The sequence below is a fragment of the Peribacillus sp. NPDC058075 genome (assembly GCF_042885195.1).
Taxonomy (GTDB): domain Bacteria; phylum Bacillota; class Bacilli; order Bacillales; family DSM-1321; genus Peribacillus.
Map to the genome: position 1 here is coordinate 434,098 of NZ_JBHVSL010000001.1, position 19,615 is coordinate 453,712.

Below are 19,615 nucleotides of genomic sequence, written 5' to 3' on the forward strand. Positions count from 1 at the left end.
CCATGTGAGATGAAGGAATGGAGCCAGAAGGGTATTGGAAATTAGGCAGCACTCCAGTTATTTATTCTTGGCACACCATGAAAGTCATCATTAGATTGGCTAAGGAGGAAAAGATGGATTTTTTGGCAAAAGTATTTAATTGGATGGTAATTATCGGAATGATTCTGCTGCTAGGACGACTGCTTACGATGGCGTTTTTATTACTGGAAATTCCATTTACGACCTTTTTTAAGGACTACAATCTCATTTCGATCATCATTTTACTAATAGGTGCAATGGGTCAGCAATTCACCAAGCCGGGTAAAAAGTAAATGAGTAATCACCATTACTTTTCATGAAAAGAATCAGCTTCGAATTCAAAAGACCGGCATACATGATTTTAAAACAAGACTCGATTATCCTTGAATTTTTTTTACTGAAACCCTCAATAGATTGAAGAAATTTGCGACACTCCTGCCGAAAAACTGGCTAGCCGAGACCCCACAGGCGCTAGCTTTGATGCGGCTTGGCAGACAGTCGGCGGAAAGGGAACGGATTTCTGAAATCAACTGGGGTTCGAGTTGCCTACAAACCGAGGCCGGTATATTCTATCATCGGTCTACAGTTTGTTAGGGTTAGTCGTGTTCTATCAAATCTTAAATCAAAGGTGATTGTTGGAAAGTGTGTGCCCTAGGTTCCAATCAACGTTTAAATTGTACAACTGACTTTGTTTTTCGGGACACGAATGCATTATTTTTTCGAATCATTTTCACTGACATGCATTTCTTGTTTAATTTCATTCATTCTGTTTTTTCCCCACTCATACATCATTTCAACGATCGGCAGCAAGGTCATTCCAAGGTCAGTCATGGAATATTCGACTTTTGGAGGGATCTCGGGATAAACTTCCCGATGCACGACGCCGTCTTCCATAAGTTCACGTAATTGATTCGTTAAGATTTTATGGGATATTTTCGGGAAAAGCCTTTGAAGATCACTGAATCGGTGCGGGCCTTCTACACCTAAATGCCATAGAATGACGATTTTCCATTTGCCGCTGAATATGGATAAAGTAAGTTCTTTTTCGCAATTATAATAGCCGTTTAAGATTTTTTCTTTGATTTCATCTCTTAATGTTTCTGACATGGACATTAGCTCCTTTTTAATTTCACCAGTAACCTTTAGGTAACCTCCGCACATTAAAGTGCATTCTTCACAGGGCCGATAACCAGCGTTACAATTTGAGTAGTCATCACACAATTCAATCGAGGAGGCAACATAATGAGTAAAAAAGCATTACTAATTATACCACCAGAACGTTTTAATGAAGATGAATTATTTCAGCCGAAAGAAGTTTTGGAAAATGCAGGAGTGGCAGTAACAATAGCCAGTACGAAAACAGGTGAAATAACTGGTGACTATCAAGGCAAGGCGTTGGCAGAGGTGATCTTTCCTGATGTTTCAGCAAGTGATTATGATGCAGTTGCTGTAATTGGGGGTTCAGGTACGAATGATCATCTATGGGGCAACCAAGAATTGCAAAGCTTTTTGAAACAAGCACATGAGCAAAAGGTTCTTGTATCGGGAATTTGTGCAGGTTCTGTTACAGTAGCGAAAACGGGTTTACTTTCCGGCCGCAAAGCTGCTTGTTACCCTGTTGATGTTCAAATTGACGAATTGAAAGCCAATTCCGTTGAATATGCAAACCAGCATGTCGTTGTGCATGATGATATCATCACAGGTGATGGTCCGGATGGCGCAAAAGAATTCGGTGAAAGCTTAGCCGCAGCATTACGCTAGATTCCGTATTACTGCTAACCCTATTATTACCCATGTGAAACCCTTGGATTCTATACAATCCAAGGTTTTTTTATATTTTCGTATATATTCAGTGACGGAAATAGTGGGTTTTTTAGAACAAAATGAAGTGATGTAATAAAGCGAAAATGGCTTGATTATAGCAGTTTTAGCATCATTTGGAACGATGGGATGTGATTTTGAAAATAAAATTATGTCTTATGACCCACGAGTTTATCCCTTATTGGCAATTGACAAGATTTAATTAGGTATATAGTATGTTTATGTGGAAAAATAAAGCAAGTGATCGTAAATAAGGAAGGATCCATTTTGAGCATATATTGAATCTTTGTTTTCACACAGGTAAGCGAGGGCATTTGCAGGTCAAATAAAAGGGGGAAATTATCAATGGGAAGTTCATCGATTGACAAGAAAGAAAAAGTGAAGAGAAGGATATCGCTTCGGATAAAATGGTTATTATTTATATGTACATCCGTTTTACTAGCTATAGTCGTATCTGTTTCGATAATGGGGGTGAAAGTGACCTCCATTTTTAAAGAAGATAGTATATCCATCAACAAAAGCTCGGCCCAAAATGCAGCGGCACAAATCAATTTGAGCATGGCCACGTATGAAAATTCGCTAGAGCAATTATCACAGCTGGTTTCCAATCAGATTAAAAATGGTGATTCAATCAAGGATATCCAAAAAACGATAGAGGCATTTCAAAAGAACAATGAAGACTTAATTTCTGTTTATTATATGGATGGATCGGATGGTTCCTTGTATGCTTCGCCCCAAATGGATTTCAATCAGGATGCAAGGGAGACTAAGACTTATACGCAGCTGACCGAAAGACCGGAAACGAAATGGATGGATGTGTATAAGGATGGAGTTTCAGGGATGATCATGACGTCCGTTGTCACGCCTGTTTTATCGGAAGGGAAAATGGCAGGGGCCCTTGGTTATGATATCGACCTTTCGACAATCGGGAAAATGAGGGCAACGATCGAAAAAGAGTCTACTAGCAATCTGGTTATATTGGATTCACAAGGTTTTATCGTGAGTTCATTCATGCAGGGGATGGACGGGAAGAACATGAATCCTGAAAAGAGCGGCATGGAAGAAGGTGTGGAGGATTTCATGGCGGATACTGACCGATTCAATTCAGAGTTCAAGTGGGTTGCCGACATGTATAATGGGGACGCCAAGGCGAATCAGGCCTTGACGTTGGAAGGTGAAGATTATACAGGTGAACTGAGTACGGTCCCTGAAGTGAACTGGAAGGTATTGTCGCTCACTCCAGACAAAATACTGCAATCAAAGCTCGATGACATTAATAGAATCGTAGTGATATCAGGTATTTTAGGTCTTCTATTCGGGACTGCATGTGCTCTTTATCTAGCAGGAAAGTTAACGAAGATCATGGCCGACTTCCAAAAAATCATAGAAAAGACGGCGAATGGGGATTTAGTGTCCGAATTTGCCATTAAATCCAATGATGAGATTGGGGACTTAAGCAAAAGCTATAACTCGATGCTCGGGAAATTAAGAGAATTGGTTGCCAAGGTAAACGGAAATGTGGAATCGGTGACAAAGGCCAATGCCGGCTTAAGCCAAATAGCTGCTGAAAATAGTGCGGCCATTACAGATGTTTCACGTGCGATAGAAGAGATTGCAGCGGGTGCATCGAATCAATCTGAACAAGTGGAGCATGGTGCAGGCACGATTCAGGTTCTTAGTGGCGAAATCGATGGGTTATCAAAAAAATCGAGTGAGACACAATCCGTATTGAAGCTTGCATCCGAAAATATAGAGTCAGGGAAACATCAGGTAAGTGGTTTGGAAACGTCATACCAAAAACTTGAAATGGCATTCGAAGCTGTTACCAGCATGAGCTTAAGACTTGTGGAAAAATCTAAAACCATTTCCGATGTCACGAATGCCATTTCGAAAATATCGGAACAAACCAATTTGTTATCACTGAATGCATCCATAGAAGCAGCAAGGGCAGGTGAGTCCGGCAAAGGGTTTGCTGTCGTGGCGAATGAAGTGAGGAGCTTAGCTGATGATTCAAAAGAAGCTACAAAAAACATTCAAGCCATCATCCAAAGCATTCTGTCAGATACAGAGGAATTGCTGAGGACGACCAATGAAACGAATCAAATCAGCAAGGATCAGAAAAATGCCGTGATCACGGTTAGTGAAGCCATGAATGAGCTGGAGGATTCCGTCGCGAGGATATCCAATTCGATTCAGGAAGAAACACGATCCATTGAAAGCATCAATCAACAGAAAGAAACGGTCATTAAAGTGATAGAAGAAATCACCGCCGTATCTCAGCAAACGACTGCATCATCAGAGGAAATTGCATCATCGATGGAGGAACAAGCCGCTTCATCCAATGAACTAGCTCAATATACACAGCAGCTTACACAGTTGATAAATGATTTGGAGCATGCACTTGGGGAATTCCAGGTGAAGAATTAGAGGAACGGAAGCCATAAGCGTTGCGAAAAGGGGAGGCCACTAAGTGGTTCCCCTTTTTTGATGTATTGCATTGCCATTGACCTTGATTTCTGTGAGCAGGGCATCTCTCTTTTGTGGACAAAATCACTAGAAGTACAAAAGTACAATTTAGAGGAGATGGTCAAGTATCCATGCTTTTTTTACAAAGGGGAATAATATATAGAAATCGGACAAGTAGGGTCCAATGGCTCAAGGCCCAAAAAGGGGAGAACAACATGCATTACGAAATAGGAATGACTATTTTTGTGTTTGTCATGACAATGATAGTTATATTGTGGAGGCCAGGAGGTATCAATGAAGCATGGCCAGCTTCAATCGGTGCAGTGATAATTTTGCTGACTGGCACAGTATCCCAAGGCGATATTTTGGATATCATCAATAAAATCGGGGGCGCATCGATCACCATCATGGCAACGATTGTCATGGCAGTCATCTTGGAAAGTTTCGGCTTTTTTCACTGGGCTGCTGCGAGACTTGCCAATCTTGCCAGAGGGTCGGGGTATCGCCTGTATTGGTACATTCAATTATTGTGCTTTTTAATGACCTTGTTATTCAATAACGACGGCAGCATCATGATTACGACCCCCATCTTGATCTTGCTTTTGAAAAATCTCAGATTAAAACCACATGAAGCCATCCCGTATCTTTTGAGTGGAGCATTGATTGCAACAGCTTCAAGTGCGCCTATAGGCGTGAGTAATATAGTCAATTTAATCGCTTTGAAAATAGTGCATATGTCGCTTTATATGCATACTGCCATGATGTTTGTACCTGCAACTTTAGGGTTGATCTTCATGTCATGGTTGATGTTCGTAGTGGTCAAGAAAAAACTGCCCAAGAAACTGCCGAATATTTCTTATGACATTGAGGAAAGTTTCTTCACTAAGAATTTCCATCCTTTAAAGGGAAAAATGACGGTTGAAACAAAAAGGCAACGCACAAGATTCATGTTGAAAGTATTGCTCTATGTGTTCGTGGTGCGCTGTTTACTCTTTGTAGCTTCTTATTTTTCCATTCCAATCGAGTGGGTTGCTGTACTTGGCTCTTTATCTTTACTGATCTGGAGATGGTATCATTTACGGACAAACCCTGTCGATATCCTAAAAAAGACCCCATGGCACATCCTGATATTCGCATTCTCCATGTATGTCATCATTTATGGTCTCCATAATGTAGGACTTACAGCCATGCTCGTACAGATATGCGAACCGATTGTAAATCAAGGGTTATTGAGTGCGAGCTTTGTCATGGGAGGATTGGTTTCGGTTCTATCAAACATCTTCAATAATCATCCGGCATTAATGATAGGAACCATTACCTTAACCGAAATGGGACTAGATCCGATCACATTAAAAACTATCTATCTAGCTAATATAATCGGTAGTGACATGGGATCATTGTTATTGCCCATCGGTACTCTTGCCTCACTTATCTGGATGCATATCCTGAAACAATACAAAGTGAAAATAAAGTGGAAAGATTATTTAAGTGTATCCCTGATAGTCATACCAATTACGACAGTGGTGACACTGCTCTTATTATTTTATTGGGTGCAAATGATTTTTAGCTGAATAACCCCCCTAGGAGGAGATAGTAATGAGTGATGCGTTTGCATTACTGGGTAAACAGATCGATGTCCAAATCTCAGGAAAAAAAACGTTCAAAGGAATTCTAACTGATCTGAGCACGGATATTCTAGTGTTGTTCAATGGACAGCAGTTTTTGTATTTTCCTATGCTGCACGTCCATAGATTCAATCTGAGTACAGAGATAGATAACGAGATTAAAAATCCTATGGAGTCCCCCATGATGGAAGACATGGCGTCGATTTCCTATCGTAAAACACTAATGAATGCAAAAGGAGTTTTTTCAGAAATCCATGTTTCTGGACACATTCCTTTACACGGCTATATCACCAATGTTTTCAATGATTACTTTGCATTCTACTCGCCTGTATATAAAATGATGTATGTCTCGCTGCATCACCTTAAATGGCTTACTCCGTACAATCAAAATGCCACACCCTATACACTCAGTAAAGAAAGTTTTCCCGTCAACCCTTCAGATGTACCGATGCTACGTTCTTTGGAAGACCAATTAAAGAAAAATGCAGGAAAGCTAGTAGTATTTGATGGGGGAGAGGACCCGATGAAAATCGGTATGCTTAAAAAGGCGGAAAACAACTTGGTTGAATTAACGACAGCCAATGGAGATCATGTGTTTTTGAAGCTTTCACATATTAAAACGGTGTACATGCCATAGATTCATAGAAACGAGGGGAAGGCCATTTAAGCTTTCCCCTTATTTTCTTCTGCTAGATGATGGGTGATACCAATGGATTCGGGTTCCTTCCGGTTGATCTGTCATATGGAGTCCGGCGGGTCCATCAATATTTTTATATTTTGTAAAATGAGAATTTCCTCATGCTCCCTATTAGAGATTGCCAAGCTTAATGTGCAGTTCATCACGTTACAGCAAGGGCTTGTTTATGCCAAACCTCAAATACGTTGCCCCTCCTAAACGATGTTGTATATCTTCATTCCTATATCGTTAGTACGGCTTTATCATCACTGGCCTAATCTAACTTATTGTACAAAAAAATAAAATCTTCGATGTCCAATCATGAACATTTCTCCATGACCTGGGTAGCTCTAGGGAAAGTCACACGTGACGGTAAAAGAACACAGTATAGGAATTATGGTTTATTTTTAAAGTGATTTATTGAATCGGATGGATGATCATTTGTGAAAAATAGTCTAAATGTTTTATTTGATTCGCCGATAATATTATCGGAGTGAGAGTTAAGGCTCATCTTTTCAGGCGGGTGATAGGATAAAAGATTCATTTGATGGAGTTTGCTTGAACATCTTGTATTTAAAAATATTTCAGCTATTAAGGAAGGGTTAAAATGTTTAATGGAAAATTAAGCGGTATGATACTTACATTGTTATTCATGGTCAATTTCACTTTTTTACCTGGCTTAAAGGCCGAGGCAGCAGATCCTGTGCATACTGTAACCTTTGGCGAAACGGTAGAATCGATTGCCAAGACATATGATATATCGGCTGAGCAATTAATGAAAACGAATGGTTTACCGGATGATAAGTTATTTGCGGGCCAAAGGTTGACAATCATTCATACGGCGTATACTCCTTCCATCTATCAATGGTCGGAGAGAGGGAAAAAAATTTCAAACTATGCGAAATCCTTTATAGGATTTAAAAAGACAGCTGGAGAGGAGACGCCTGAAAAAGGGTTTGATTCGAGCGGATTGATTCATTGGGTGCTTTCCCGGCAAAATGTGCCGGTTGACCGTTTGACAATAGATGGTTTTTATAAGCAAGGGATGGATACAGCCACTCCAAAAGCGGGGGATATTATATTCTTTCTGGAAAAAGACAGCTTAAAAGTCGTGACTGCGGGTATTTATGTCGGCAAAAACCAATTTGTCAATTCTGGATATGGAGCAGAAACGGTTCAGGTGAGATCCACTACAGAAGATTACTTTGCAAAATACCAAGTGGCGTACAAAACATATACGCCTAAAGGAGAGCATATCGTCCAAACGGGAGAAACGCTTAAAAGTATATCGGAGAATTACAGCATTTCCATGAGTACGATTAAAAATCGTAACGCATTAAGTACGGATGAGTTGATGCATGGGCAGTATCTTCAACTATACAGCAATCCGTTGTATCCGTTTTATGTAAACCAGGAGGCTGCATATGATAAAGCATATGATGTCATCAAGTATGCATACACTCTACGCGGATTCAACTATGTTTTCGGGGGAGAAGATCCGATGATCGGAATGGATTGCAGCGGATTCATTTATTGGGTCATGAAGGAACAGGGCCTTTCAGTAAAACGGGGATCTGCGGCGGATTATTTCTCCTTACTGCCCAAAATCGAAAATCCAAAGGCAGGGGATTTAGTGTTTTTTAGGGACACAGGAACAAGGCTGGGTGTGACCCACGTAGGTATTTATCTAGGTGATGGCCGTTTTCTCCATACAACGGAAAACACTGGCGTTCATATCTCCAATCTTTCGTCAGGTTATTTTGCCGAGAAATTCGAAGGCTTCGGTCAAGTTCAAAGCCTTATGGACTAAGAAGGCCATTCCATCTGTTTATATTCAAGAGTCGCTTTTTCAACGGCAGTAACGAACCGTTGAAAAAGATAACAGTGATTGTCCCTGTTTTTACTGGTAAAGTCATCACCTTTGAAAAAGCTTTTTCTGAGCTTAGTGGAAAAGTTCCAATTGCACGCCTGAACCCGTTTTGGATATGTTGGTGATGTTGTTTCCTTTCATCCCTGAAAGGTGCTGCGGTGCATGATCAGTTTGAAATCCAGCTTTGGTGAGGCATTGCTGTATCAGGTTCTTAAAGGGTTCGTTCCTTCCGCCAATGTAAACCAGCGCATGATGTACGTCGTAGTGGCCATGGATGGAAAGGGTGGTTTGTGCGTTCGATGCAATTGAAATGCCGACCGGTTCATTGAACAAGCGGGAGGTTATATGGAGGACCTGGTTACCCCTTGGTTTAAGACCTTCGAATAAATAGGTGCTTGCACAAAGTCTCTCTCCAAGTGTGGCTGCAATCTCGCTAGTTCCTGGTTCTATGTTCCCGCCATGTATGGCAAGTACTGCAATATCAGGGTTCCTGTGATGAACGATGATACGGTAATCGAGGTCTTCTTGTTCATTTTGCTTCAGTTCAATAAAATCAGTATAGTTTTTTTCCTTCATGGTTATCCTCCGTATCTGTACGGGTTTTAATCTTTCACCATTTGACGGCAAAATAAAAAAAGCGGGGATGCCCCGGCTTTTTTCATTTTTCGACAGTCGTATATTGTTCTATCTTTTTTTGCTCGTCGGGTGTTAAAGTTTCTGTCCGTTTAAACGTATTCATGGTCACAAGCAGGGCAGCTATTATAAAAACGGGTATGACCCAGCTCGTTATTTTTTTTACGATATTCATATTTTAAGTCCCCTTATACATCGCTAAAATTCATATGATATTTAGAAAAGGAGGAGCTGGATTTGCTCGTTTATTGCTGAGCTTTCCAGCTTCCATTTCTTCGTTCATCCCCAGCTCCGGATAATTGTCCATTTTGCTCGTTTTTAACAAGTACTTGAACACCGCCATAATACATGGGAGAAATCTTCTGAATGACTTCATATCCTGAATCTTCCAAGTCGGATATTATTTCATCGGAAAGCCTGGATTCTGTATAAATCTTCTTTCCATCAAAGACGAACCGATTACGGTCGACAATATCCTGAAATGGGCCTTCATTCTCTGTGTAAGAATAAAGAACCTGCATCAATACTTGCGGAATCCTATCACCGCCTGGTGAGCCGATCCCAATCGATTCCTGCCCTGGTTTCTTGAGAATGGTCGGAGCGGTGAACGTTCTTGAACGTTTATATGCCTCTTGAGAATTCAAGCCTGACCGGAAATTTTTCATTTGATCGTTAAGGAAAAATCCATTCGTATAATTCCCAGATCCGAAAAAGTTACTGAGCGTATTGGTTGTGGAAACGACAGTGCCATACTTGTCCATTATCACAAAGTGTGTCGTACTTTCATGTTCTTCTGAACCATTCGATTCTTTATCTTCCCATTTTTCACTTTTGATCTTATTTTTAAGATTATCCAAATGAATGGGGGAGAGCAATTTTTCCGCTTTAGTGTGACTTATTCCATCTCCAACATGGGCGGACCGATCTTGATAAGCAGTATCCGTGATGCCCCCCAAGACTTTCATATAAGCTGATTTGCTTGAAGAATCACCTAGGTTCATTTCCTCGGCGAGCTTTAACATTTCGAGAACAGTAATTCCTGAAAAGGGCGGAGGGGCGGTAAAAACATCATAACCGGCAAATGCTCCTTGGACCGGCTTACGTTCTTTCACCTCATAGCGTTTTAAATCCATCAAGTCGATATCTGATTCTCTTTTAATATCCCGCGCTATTTCCCCTTTATAAAAACCATCAGGACCTTCCTTTTGAATCTGCTTCAATGTTTCAGCAAGTCTTTCTTGGACGAGAGTTTTGCCTGGCTCCATGGCATCACCATCTGGATAAAAAAGAGAAGTCGCATCGGAAGATATCCTTGGCTGTGCTGCTTCTAAGCGTGATGATAACGATTCGTTGACTTCAAATCCATCTTCAGCCAAATCTATCGCCGGCTGAAGAAGATCCTCCATCGGTACACTCCCATACTTATCACTTATAACCTGCATGCCGGCCACTAAGCCTGGAATCCCTGTATCGTGTCTTGAACTTGGGTCTTCCGGAGAGGATTCACGATAATCGATAAAATTGGGATCGCCGGATTCCGGGGCAATCAGCATACCGCCGCCGCCGCCGACGCCAGATCCATAAGGTTCAACTACACCTAATACATAAGATACGGCAATGGCGGCATCCGCCGCCGTTCCGCCGTTTTCCAATATATCCATCCCGACATCTATTGCGATTGGGTTTGAAGAACTGACCCCATATGATTGTTCCGTTTTACTCTCTATCGGATCATTCGTGTCAGAAATAGGGGGTGTCTTCGAACATCCAGCAATATACATGAGCATGCTAAGGGATATGAGTACTTTTCCCGTCATACGGTTAATCATCGGTTGTTCCCCCTTTTCGTTGAGCTTCTAAGTTGTGTGTCTTCATTCTTCAAATAGTAGTAACAAAGCGTTCCTTACTGAATGGGTTGCGTGTCCAGTTGTTTAGCCTGTGCTGCTTTTTTCTCTTGAGCTGCTTTCTTTTCCATTGCTGCCTTTTCCTCTAGTTCACGTTGTGCCTTATGGTCGATTACCTTTTTGTGATTCAAGGTAATCTCGATGCGATCTTCTTTTTTCGACCACTGGACTTTTTCACTCGTTTCCTTCGTCAACTGTCGGTAAACACGTGATTTGTCGATTGAAGAGGCAGCTGGCCTTGGTGTTGCTTCTTCAATTTGCAGTGGTACAACATCGATTGTAGCTTTTCCGTCTTCCGCTAAATGGTATTGAACCATGGCTGAATCTTTCGTGCGTGTCCAGCCTTGATCGAATATGAAATTTCCTAAGCTATAGAAAATGATTCCATCTTTATACACATCAAACGATTGAAGCACGTGGGGGTGATGGCCGATGATGATGTCAGCGCCCGCATCGATGATACCTTTAGCCAAGTCTTTTTGTCGATCGGTTGTTGATGTTGAATACTCTTGTCCCCAGTGCATATTCACGACAACCAAGTCTGCGTTGCCTTGCTTGGCATATTTTGCTTTGCCGATCATTTCAAATAATAAATCAGGATTGGAGTTCAATAGTCCAGCTTTACCATTTTTTGACACGTTATCCTTACCGTAAACATCTGTGAAGCCAAGTGTTGCGACACGTATGCCATTAACATCCGCATAGTCGATGCTGTTTTTTGCTTCCGCGGTGTTCGATCCAACACCTACATAGTGCATATCTGCACTTTTGAATTCATCAATCGTGTCAAGAAGTCCTTGTTCTTCATAGTCCATCATATGGTTATTGGCCAAAGACACCACAGAGAAGCCAGCATTTTTAACGGCTTCCACACCACTAGTGTTTGAGTTTAACCGGATGGGCGTATCTGCTTCCTTATAGTTAGATACCTCTTCTTTTAAAGCGGGATGTTCATAATTCCCACTGACATAATCCGAATTGGCAAAATAGGGCTTCATATACCGGAAGAGGTAATCATACCCGTGCCTTTCCGTCACTTCTTCAACATAACGTCCCATCATCACATCACCGACCATTGTCATCGTCAATGGTTGATCGGAATTTAATTCGACTGTTTTCACTTCCTCAGCCCGTCCGATCCATGTGGTAAGAACTAAAGCAATTAGTAATATAGGTAGTATGATTCCAGTGTATTTAAGATTCTTTTTCTTCGTGCGTTTAATAAAGATAAGTGTTTTTTCTTTTGCATTTAAAGTCCGTTTCATTTTTTGCACCTCAGAATAGGTAGTACACGTTCATTAAACCGAATGTTAAGCCGGATAATAAAAGCGTGCTGCCAAGTGTCAATGGCATTCCTTGTCTTTGTATGGTATTCGCTATCAATCCAGGTACGATTATACCGATTCCCCGAAACTCGAATATTTCAAAGGGCATGACAGGGTAGACTAAGTCCAACAGGAGCTTCAAGCAAATCCCGGTCACCATCATGGCGGCGAATTTTCTTCTTCCATATAAAATCACCCATCTTGAAAGGCCGTGAGTGACGATTAAATAAGTGACGACACTGATGATCAAGATGGTCAGCATGATTTCCCATTGATCAAATACTAATGCCAAGTAACCTGGCACGATAAGTCCTGCGGGTACGACACCCGTCTTTTCTGAAAATATAAGGCTAAGCGTTACTCCCAGTACTAGGGCTACATATAAATCCGATCCAAACATTAAGGTTCCTCCTACTTAACTTGCTTTTTGCTTTGTTTTAGATTTCATGAATGCTTCTATTAATGGTTCCGCTGCACCGTGAATATTCCCGACACCGTAGACGATGCGATTTTTCATCAATGGGCGGAGACGGGCCACGATTTCTTCAGTTGACCAGTTTTCTAAATCCCAATATTCTTTAGTATCCAATTTCCCTTGCTCGAATACCCTTGTAATCGGTGACGTGGTTTCACCAATGGCAATGACGATTTCAGATTTTATGTAAGGCAATACATCTCTAGCAAACTGCTCGGTACGGTCCACACGGTCGGCACGGCAATTCATGATGACGATAGGAGGTTCTGTGCTGTATCCGAACGTATTGACACGTTCCCATATGTTCAGCGTCGATGACGCGTCATTTGCAGCAAAGCCATTGACAAAGAAAGTTGGCTGGATGGGATCTCCGAATTTGGTAATCCGCATGGCACCTGGATCGGGATGCGCATTCAACATGCCGCGAAAAGCCGTTTTTTCATCAATGCCCAATGCTTCAGCAACGGCCAAGGCCAGTGATGCATTATCCGGAAATACCATATAGTCAAATTCACGCAGGAAATCTTCCGATATTCTGGAATTGTCTGCAACGATCACTTTTGTGTTGCGTTCTTTGGCAATTTGCTTGAAAAAGTCCAAATATTCACTTTCGATGGTTATTAAGTGACCATTATGGGGAATGGTAGCAGTGAAGGCTTCAGCAACCTCATCCAAAGTCGGTCCCATGACATCCATATGGTCTTCCAATACATTCACGATGACCCCAATGTTTGCTTGGATCATTTTGTTTTGGAAGATTAGTTGATAGTCAGGCTGTACGGCCATGCACTCACAAACCAGTGCTTCCGTGCCTAAGTCGGCAACTTCTTTAACTACACGCCGTTGTTCTCCTATATTGGGTCCTTCAGGGCGGCGTACAATCGGTTTTTCCTTGTCGGTAAACCAATAGATCATTCTTGCTGATGTTCCGGTTGTTTTACCTACTGTTTTGTATTTAGCTTCCTGGATCACACCTGTAATAAGGCGCGTTACAGTCGATTTCCCTCGAATCCCATTCACATTCACACGTACCGGGATGGAGTCGAGACGCTTCTGATGGCGTTTTTGTTCAAAAATGCCATAGCCAAGCAAAAAGATCGCACAAATAAATATTGGTGCCATTTTTTAACCTCTCTTTTTTGAAATATTTGATTTACTGAATACACACTACATGATTTTAAACTTAATAGGCAAGAGTCAATTATTCTATTGCAATATAGTTATTCTCATCTTTTTCAAATAAATGTATATTGGAGTGTAATAGTATCTAATGGATTAAATTGTTTCATGAGTACAAAGATATGTCTGGAAATCAAGGGAATCCTCGGTTTATTTACACTAAATTATGGGAAGTTAAATAAAAACCCATTTTGGTCAGAATCAAAATAGATTCATGAGCATTTAAACCTAATTCGTAATGGCTATATTTGAATAATAATTGTTTTTGAAAAGTGAGGTTTATTACAGTTTGTTAATTGTTTATACCCATTGTTTTACATAAACGTAACAATTTTTATGCATTTGTCATTCAATGTGAAATATTGCATCTAACGACTCAATTAGTTGAACTCTTTTGAATATGGATAAAGATGAGTAAAAGAACACATCTCTTTTTTTTGATATTTTCCGGTTTTTTCCTTAGGTAATACCCATTGGGTCTATCATTGATCCTTTACCTAAAACATGAAATAAACTAAAGTTAACCCATTTTTTTAAAAAATACCTAGTTTCTTCTATAGATATAGTGTTTATAGAAGAATGAAAAATAAAAAAAGCTCAGAAGCATTTCTGAGCTTTCGGCTTATATATTGTAAATGAATGGAATGGTCACGAATCTCGATTCATCCTGGAGATTTAACGTTTGTGGCTCTTGAGCTGCAGCCTGGGTAGCTGATTATGGAAGGAATCAAGTTAACTGGATTTCTTTCTGTCAGAAATTTCAAGGTTGGAGCCCTTTTTACCGCCATCAATCACATAAAGTCTAGGAGCTAATCTCCTTCTTTTTCTTTGATTGTCAGGATTCATCTTCATATAATTTTCGTATTCTTTGCGAAAGAATTCTTCGGTTTCCCGTTCCAGTGCTTTTCTTTCGTTATAATCTGTTATGAATTTGAAAAAACGTTTCATATGAATTCCTCCTTATGGGGTTAAAAGGTCTTAGTTTAATAGTAACATATCATTAGTGGAATTTAACCTTTTTATAAAAAAATGGAGTGAGAATCGTGTTTTTGTGTGAATTAAGTTGTGAACGGTTTGATTCGAGAAAGCATGCAATGGAACCTTCCTGGGTATATGTTCCCGTGCATGGTGTTGAAAGGAAATGTCGGGATTTGCAGTAGCAGATATTGGAAGTGGTGAGTATTTTAGTTAAAATATTCCTTTAATCAATTATACACTAAATATTCTGAAAACAAAGGAAAATATTCACTTCCGGCTTCTGCTGATAGATTTGTTTTTTATGATTTATTATTGTGTATAGTTATTTATTCCCCGAATATGCGAAAATGAAACAACCTTATAATTGAAGGAAAAGCAATTTCCCCCTATTCGGGAAATTGCTAGTGTCATAATTGGAACTTCTTAACCTGTTCAGTGAGCTGTTCTGCCGAAGATGCAAGTTCACTGGCATGATTCGTGATTTCATCCATCGAAGAGCTGGATTGCTGAGCGGAGGCGGAGACTTGTTCGATTCCTGCCGCGGACTCTTCAGAAACGGCTGCGATATCTTCAATAGCCTGATTGATTTTTTGGCCATTTGTGGAGATATAGTTCAATTCGTTTGTTATATGCTGAATTTTCATTTCCATATTCCCGACAGAATGATTGATTGTTTCAAAGGTTCGGCCTGTGAGCGTGATTTGTTTCGTGCCTTCATCCACTTGTGTATAACCATCTTCCAGGGAGTGGACGACCATTTTTGAACCTGTTTGAATGGCGGAGACAATATTGGTGATATCCCCAACGGAGTGTGTGACCTCTTCAGCGAGTTTCCGCACTTCATCGGCGACGACGGCAAAGCCCTTGCCATGTTCCACCAGCACGAGCAGGTTCTATGGCTGCATTCAACGTATACCCTTGATGACCAAGCTGCGAAATTGCTGTGATTGAGAATCGAGCCCTTTCACTTGCTCTACGGCATTTTTGACAATGCCATCAATACTTTGCATCTGTTGGACCGAACTGCGCATTAAAGTGGTGCCCTCCTTGGTCAGGGAAAGGATTTCGGTTGAACTTTTAGCTACATCCACCCCTTCTAGGTGGGCAAGCTTAATCCTGCCGGTGAAATCATCCATGATGCGAACCATTTCAGATGCCGGTTGGCTTGTGACTCCGAACCTTTCGAAAGTTCATACATCGTACTCGCTATCTATTTGCTGCCCTGTTGCCCTTCATTTGCTGATTGAGTCAGATCTTCGCTTTGGTTGGAAACAGAGTGCGAAACAATGAGCATTTTTTCGATCGTATCACGAAGGTGTTTCTGCATTTGATTGGCGGATACCGTTAGTTCGCCCATTTCATCATTTGACTTTTGCTCCAGGGGCTCATGATTCAGCTCTCCAGCAGCCACCATTTTCATCCTATCCCTGATTTTAAGGAGGGGGGTGGTAATGAGGTTGGCAGTAACAACCGCAAGGACTAGGCCGATAAGGACTGCCGCAATGGATATGATGATACTTGTCGTCTTAACCGATTTCCCGCTGGCGATGACGGTTTCACCTGAAGCGACAATCAATTCCTCCCGTTCCGAAGCAAGTTCCTTGAAACCCTCCATTACTTCATTGCTTATTGGCGCCACTTCATTTTTGAGTATCTCTTTAGTGCGTTCTTCATTTCCATTTTCATATTGTGGAAACACCCGGTCTACAATCATCGTCCTCCAATCCACGCTTTTCTCGATCAATTCCTTCGCTTTATCAGAATCACTTAAGGCAAGGAGATCCTCCTGGATGACCTGGCTTTCTTCAGTATATTGTAAGAACCCTTCTTTATAGCTCTCGTCTCCATAAAGAATATAGGCTCGGGCGTCTGCGGTTCTTTGTGCTAGATTGTATAGCAGCTTTTCGTCTTGGATAAGAAGCGGAAGTTCCTTTTCGATGATATCCTGGGAATATACCAGTGACTTGTTGCTGGTATAGATGTTGAATGCTCCTAAGATAACACATAAAGATATGATGAGTGAAAATGCCACCAATACCTTTGCTTTAATGCTTTTCAAATTATTGGACCCCTTTATTGATATTTTATTCACACTGTTTTCTCGGATAAATAAAAAGGATATTTAAGCAAAGAAAAGTTAACCAAATTTTCCATCAGATCTAATGTTCTCTTAATATAAACATCTTGATTTATTATCGTTTTCAAGTTAATATTGACTTGGAAAAATATAATGTTCCGCATTAAGGCGGAAGAGGTTCTAGCTACCCTCTCAAAAAAACTAAGGAGAAACAGTGCTCTATTCTTAGGGTGCTGTTTTTTTCCGTAAAAAGGAGTTTTATAGAAATGAAGAAGAAAGAAAAGGCAGTGGTTGTGTTTAGCGGAGGTCAGGACAGTACGACGTGCTTATTCTGGGCGATGGAGAGATTTGAGGAAGTGGAAGCGGTGACGTTTGATTATAATCAGCGGCATAGCTTGGAAATCGAATGTGCTCAAAACATTGCAAAGGAATTGGGCATAAACCATCATATCCTTGACATGTCGCTGCTGAACCAACTGGCACCAAATGCGCTGACGAGAAGTGATATTGCGGTGGCGGACGGAGAAGAAGGGGAATTGCCGTCGACGTTCGTACCAGGGAGGAATTTGCTGTTCCTTTCGTTTGCCGGAGTGCTGGCGAGTCAGATTGGAGCTAAACACATTGTCACCGGTGTCTGTGAAACGGATTTCAGCGGATATCCGGACTGCCGCGATGTATTCATTAAATCATTGAATGTGACTTTGAACTTGTCGATGGACCAGTCATTCGTGATTGATACGCCGCTAATGTGGCTTAATAAAGAGGAAACATGGGAGCTAGCGGATCAGCTAGGCGCGTTCGACTTTGTCCGCGAAAAGACCCTGACTTGCTATAACGGAATCATCTCCGACGGCTGTGGAGAATGTCCGGCATGTAAACTGCGGAAAAAAGGACTGGATGATTATGTAAGCAGACGGAAGGTGCTTTCATGATGTACGGTTTTACTATAGTGGATAAACTCCAAAAAATAGATGAAGATATTCAGCGCAGCCAATTGAAGTATACAAACAAGAGGGTTCTCGTGAGTAAGGAATTCACCTTTGATGCGGCACACCATCTGCATGATTATGAAGGGAAATGCAAGAACCTGCATGGCCACACGTATAAGGTCATTTTCGGATTAAGCGGGTATACAGATTCACGCGGGTTGATGATAGATTTTGGGGACATCAAGGATATATGGAAAAATGAAATTGAAATCCACCTGGATCACCGCTATTTGAATGAAACCCTGCCGCTCATGAATACAACAGCTGAAAATATGGTTGTCTGGATTTATGAAAAAATGGCCGAATCCCTTTCATTAAAAGAATATGAGGGTGCTAGAGTCGAGTTTGTCCGACTGTACGAAACGCCGACAAGCTATGCCGAAGCCAGACGGGAGTGGATGGAAAGTGAGTAAACTCCCGGTTATGGAAATCTTCGGGCCGACCATCCAAGGAGAGGGAATGGTCATTGGCCAAAAAACCATGTTCGTTCGGACGGCAGGCTGTGATTATTCATGTGCCTGGTGTGATTCCGCATTTACTTGGGATGGCACCGGTAAGGAAGATACCGTCCAGATGACGGCTAGAGAAATATGGGATGAGCTGAAGCGTATAGGGGGTTCCGGTTTTTCCTTCGTGACGATATCGGGAGGAAACCCGGCTCTGCTGAAAAACCTAAACGGCTTGATAGCGATCTTACATGAAAATAAAATGAAAATAGGTGTCGAAACCCAAGGGAGCCGATGGCAGGATTGGTTTCTCGATATTGATGAACTGACGATTTCACCTAAGCCGCCGAGCTCTGGAATGAACACGGACTTTACGGTGCTTGATCAAATCATATCGAACCTGGCTGATCGAAATCCCGATAATAATGTCTCATTGAAGATCGTCGTCTTTAACGAGGAAGATTATCAATATGCCAAACATGTACATGGGCGTTACCCGGAAATTCCTTTTTATCTGCAGGTCGGCAATGACGACAGCAAGACGGCGGATGATCGTCAATTGATCAGCGGTCTTTTAAAGAAGTACGAAGAGTTAATTGATAAAGTGATAGCGGATGATGAATTGAATGATGTGAAAGTGCTGCCCCAGCTGCATACCTATATATGGGGAAACAAGAGGGGCGTATAAAGAAAAGAGACGGAGGCAGTGTGAAGTGTAATCACACTGCCTTTTAAGCTTATTACAACCTTTGAATGTGTGTAGCTTTGAAGGATGATGTGTATTTAAGACCATATCCAAATAAGCGATCCATTCCAATATGCGCGGTCCAAATCAAACCAATCAGCATCCATGCATCCGACTTTAGAAAAATGGCTAGAAAAATCATGAAAATGGACAGGGTATAAGTATGAAATACGTTATAAACCTTGGCTCCAATCCGATCATTGATGAGATAGGCCAGCATGGAAACATCAGGCGATAAAATCAGTAGAAGGAAAATCCACCAGCTGAATTCATATAACGAATAGATGTAAATCACTGTTAAAAGGACAATGAGTCCTTCAATATGAAGGAATTTCTTTACCATATTAAAACCTCCAAAGTCTATTTGACCAATGGTCAATAATATTCA

General features: G+C 41.1%; 21 protein-coding genes and 1 riboswitch. Of the genes, 9 read left to right on the plus strand and 12 right to left on the minus strand.

Translation table 11 applies throughout. From position 1 onward, the window contains the following. Positions 1–17 precede the first annotated feature (17 nt). Positions 18–311: a hypothetical protein gene (locus ACFVS1_RS02220; protein WP_387544965.1), complete on the plus strand. Its 294-nt coding sequence runs from the start codon at positions 18–20 to the stop codon at positions 309–311. A 418-nt stretch (positions 312–729) separates the two neighbouring features. Here the strand turns inward: ACFVS1_RS02220 and ACFVS1_RS02225 are convergent, their stop codons facing one another. Then, entirely contained in the window at positions 730–1,125 is a 396-nt protein-coding gene (locus ACFVS1_RS02225) for a winged helix-turn-helix transcriptional regulator (protein WP_352925385.1), read from the minus strand. A 135-nt stretch (positions 1,126–1,260) separates the two neighbouring features. Between ACFVS1_RS02225 and ACFVS1_RS02230 the strand changes: the two genes are divergently transcribed. The 5 genes from ACFVS1_RS02230 to ACFVS1_RS02250 all read left to right on the plus strand — a co-directional run bounded on the left by ACFVS1_RS02230 (position 1,261) and on the right by ACFVS1_RS02250 (position 8,416). Further along, the gene (locus ACFVS1_RS02230; RefSeq protein WP_352925387.1) at positions 1,261–1,779 is read left to right on the plus strand and encodes a DJ-1/PfpI family protein; all 519 of its coding nucleotides are present in this window, start codon (positions 1,261–1,263) and stop codon (positions 1,777–1,779) included. A gap of 405 nt (positions 1,780–2,184) precedes the next feature. Further along, on the plus strand, positions 2,185–4,266 hold the full coding sequence (locus ACFVS1_RS02235; protein ID WP_387544967.1) for a methyl-accepting chemotaxis protein: 2,082 nt from the start codon (positions 2,185–2,187) through the stop codon (positions 4,264–4,266). 254 nt (positions 4,267–4,520) lie between these two features. Continuing rightward, the gene (locus ACFVS1_RS02240) at positions 4,521–5,876 is read left to right on the plus strand and encodes an arsenic transporter (RefSeq protein WP_387544969.1); all 1,356 of its coding nucleotides are present in this window, start codon (positions 4,521–4,523) and stop codon (positions 5,874–5,876) included. Positions 5,877–5,901: 25 nt separating this feature from the next. Next, on the plus strand, positions 5,902–6,567 hold the full coding sequence (locus ACFVS1_RS02245) for a DUF2642 domain-containing protein (RefSeq protein ID WP_352925393.1): 666 nt from the start codon (positions 5,902–5,904) through the stop codon (positions 6,565–6,567). Positions 6,568–7,213: 646 nt separating this feature from the next. Beyond that, the gene (locus ACFVS1_RS02250; RefSeq protein WP_387544971.1) at positions 7,214–8,416 is read left to right on the plus strand and encodes a C40 family peptidase; all 1,203 of its coding nucleotides are present in this window, start codon (positions 7,214–7,216) and stop codon (positions 8,414–8,416) included. A 132-nt stretch (positions 8,417–8,548) separates the two neighbouring features. Here ACFVS1_RS02250 and ACFVS1_RS02255 read toward each other — a convergent pair whose 3' ends face one another. The 10 genes from ACFVS1_RS02255 to ACFVS1_RS02300 form a co-directional block, all read right to left on the minus strand. Continuing rightward, a complete protein-coding gene (locus tag ACFVS1_RS02255) occupies positions 8,549–9,052 on the minus strand; it encodes a poly-gamma-glutamate hydrolase family protein (protein WP_387544973.1) in 504 nt (167 codons plus the stop codon). Positions 9,053–9,134: 82 nt separating this feature from the next. Beyond that, a complete protein-coding gene (locus ACFVS1_RS02260) occupies positions 9,135–9,284 on the minus strand; it encodes a CapE family protein (protein ID WP_157831026.1) in 150 nt (49 codons plus the stop codon). A gap of 70 nt (positions 9,285–9,354) precedes the next feature. Further along, positions 9,355–10,938 (minus strand): gamma-glutamyltransferase family protein, encoded by a 1,584-nt coding sequence (locus ACFVS1_RS02265; protein ID WP_352925398.1) that lies wholly within the window; start codon positions 10,936–10,938, stop codon positions 9,355–9,357. A 74-nt stretch (positions 10,939–11,012) separates the two neighbouring features. Then, the gene (locus ACFVS1_RS02270; protein ID WP_387544975.1) at positions 11,013–12,278 is read right to left on the minus strand and encodes a CapA family protein; all 1,266 of its coding nucleotides are present in this window, start codon (positions 12,276–12,278) and stop codon (positions 11,013–11,015) included. Between the two features lie 10 nt (positions 12,279–12,288). Next, positions 12,289–12,738: a poly-gamma-glutamate biosynthesis protein PgsC gene (gene pgsC / locus ACFVS1_RS02275; protein WP_048687555.1), complete on the minus strand. Its 450-nt coding sequence runs from the start codon at positions 12,736–12,738 to the stop codon at positions 12,289–12,291. Positions 12,739–12,753: 15 nt separating this feature from the next. After that, positions 12,754–13,935, minus strand: coding sequence for a poly-gamma-glutamate synthase PgsB (gene pgsB, locus ACFVS1_RS02280; RefSeq protein ID WP_387544977.1), 1,182 nt, complete (start codon positions 13,933–13,935; stop codon positions 12,754–12,756). Between the two features lie 789 nt (positions 13,936–14,724). Continuing rightward, positions 14,725–14,940, minus strand: a complete 216-nt coding sequence (locus ACFVS1_RS02285) for a hypothetical protein (RefSeq protein WP_352925404.1) — start codon at positions 14,938–14,940, stop codon at positions 14,725–14,727. A 437-nt stretch (positions 14,941–15,377) separates the two neighbouring features. Next, on the minus strand, positions 15,378–15,854 hold the full coding sequence (locus ACFVS1_RS02290) for a methyl-accepting chemotaxis protein (protein ID WP_352925406.1): 477 nt from the start codon (positions 15,852–15,854) through the stop codon (positions 15,378–15,380). Between the two features lie 21 nt (positions 15,855–15,875). After that, positions 15,876–16,118 carry a hypothetical protein gene (locus ACFVS1_RS02295; RefSeq protein WP_387544979.1) on the minus strand — a complete coding sequence of 81 codons (243 nt, stop codon included), beginning with the start codon at positions 16,116–16,118 and terminating at the stop codon, positions 15,876–15,878. Between the two features lie 62 nt (positions 16,119–16,180). Further along, on the minus strand, positions 16,181–17,029 hold the full coding sequence (locus ACFVS1_RS02300) for a HAMP domain-containing protein (RefSeq protein WP_387544980.1): 849 nt from the start codon (positions 17,027–17,029) through the stop codon (positions 16,181–16,183). Between the two features lie 186 nt (positions 17,030–17,215). Further along, positions 17,216–17,258: riboswitch (PreQ1 riboswitch) on the plus strand. Positions 17,259–17,313: 55 nt separating this feature from the next. On the opposite strand from ACFVS1_RS02300, the gene queC reads away from it, so the two are divergent. From queC to queE, 3 genes are read left to right on the plus strand one after another with little or no spacing between them, the layout of a single operon-like run. Beyond that, the gene (gene queC, locus ACFVS1_RS02305) at positions 17,314–17,979 is read left to right on the plus strand and encodes a 7-cyano-7-deazaguanine synthase QueC (RefSeq protein WP_352925413.1); all 666 of its coding nucleotides are present in this window, start codon (positions 17,314–17,316) and stop codon (positions 17,977–17,979) included. Then, positions 17,979–18,449, plus strand: coding sequence for a 6-carboxytetrahydropterin synthase QueD (queD, locus tag ACFVS1_RS02310; RefSeq protein ID WP_101223055.1), 471 nt, complete (start codon positions 17,979–17,981; stop codon positions 18,447–18,449). Before queC ends, queD begins: the two co-directional genes overlap by 1 nt. Further along, positions 18,442–19,170, plus strand: coding sequence for a 7-carboxy-7-deazaguanine synthase QueE (queE, locus tag ACFVS1_RS02315; RefSeq protein WP_352925417.1), 729 nt, complete (start codon positions 18,442–18,444; stop codon positions 19,168–19,170). Before queD ends, queE begins: the two co-directional genes overlap by 8 nt. A gap of 52 nt (positions 19,171–19,222) precedes the next feature. On the opposite strand, the gene ACFVS1_RS02320 is transcribed toward queE, so the two are convergent. Then, entirely contained in the window at positions 19,223–19,570 is a 348-nt protein-coding gene (locus tag ACFVS1_RS02320) for a DUF4260 domain-containing protein (protein ID WP_387544982.1), read from the minus strand. Between the last annotated feature and the right edge of the window lie 45 nt (positions 19,571–19,615).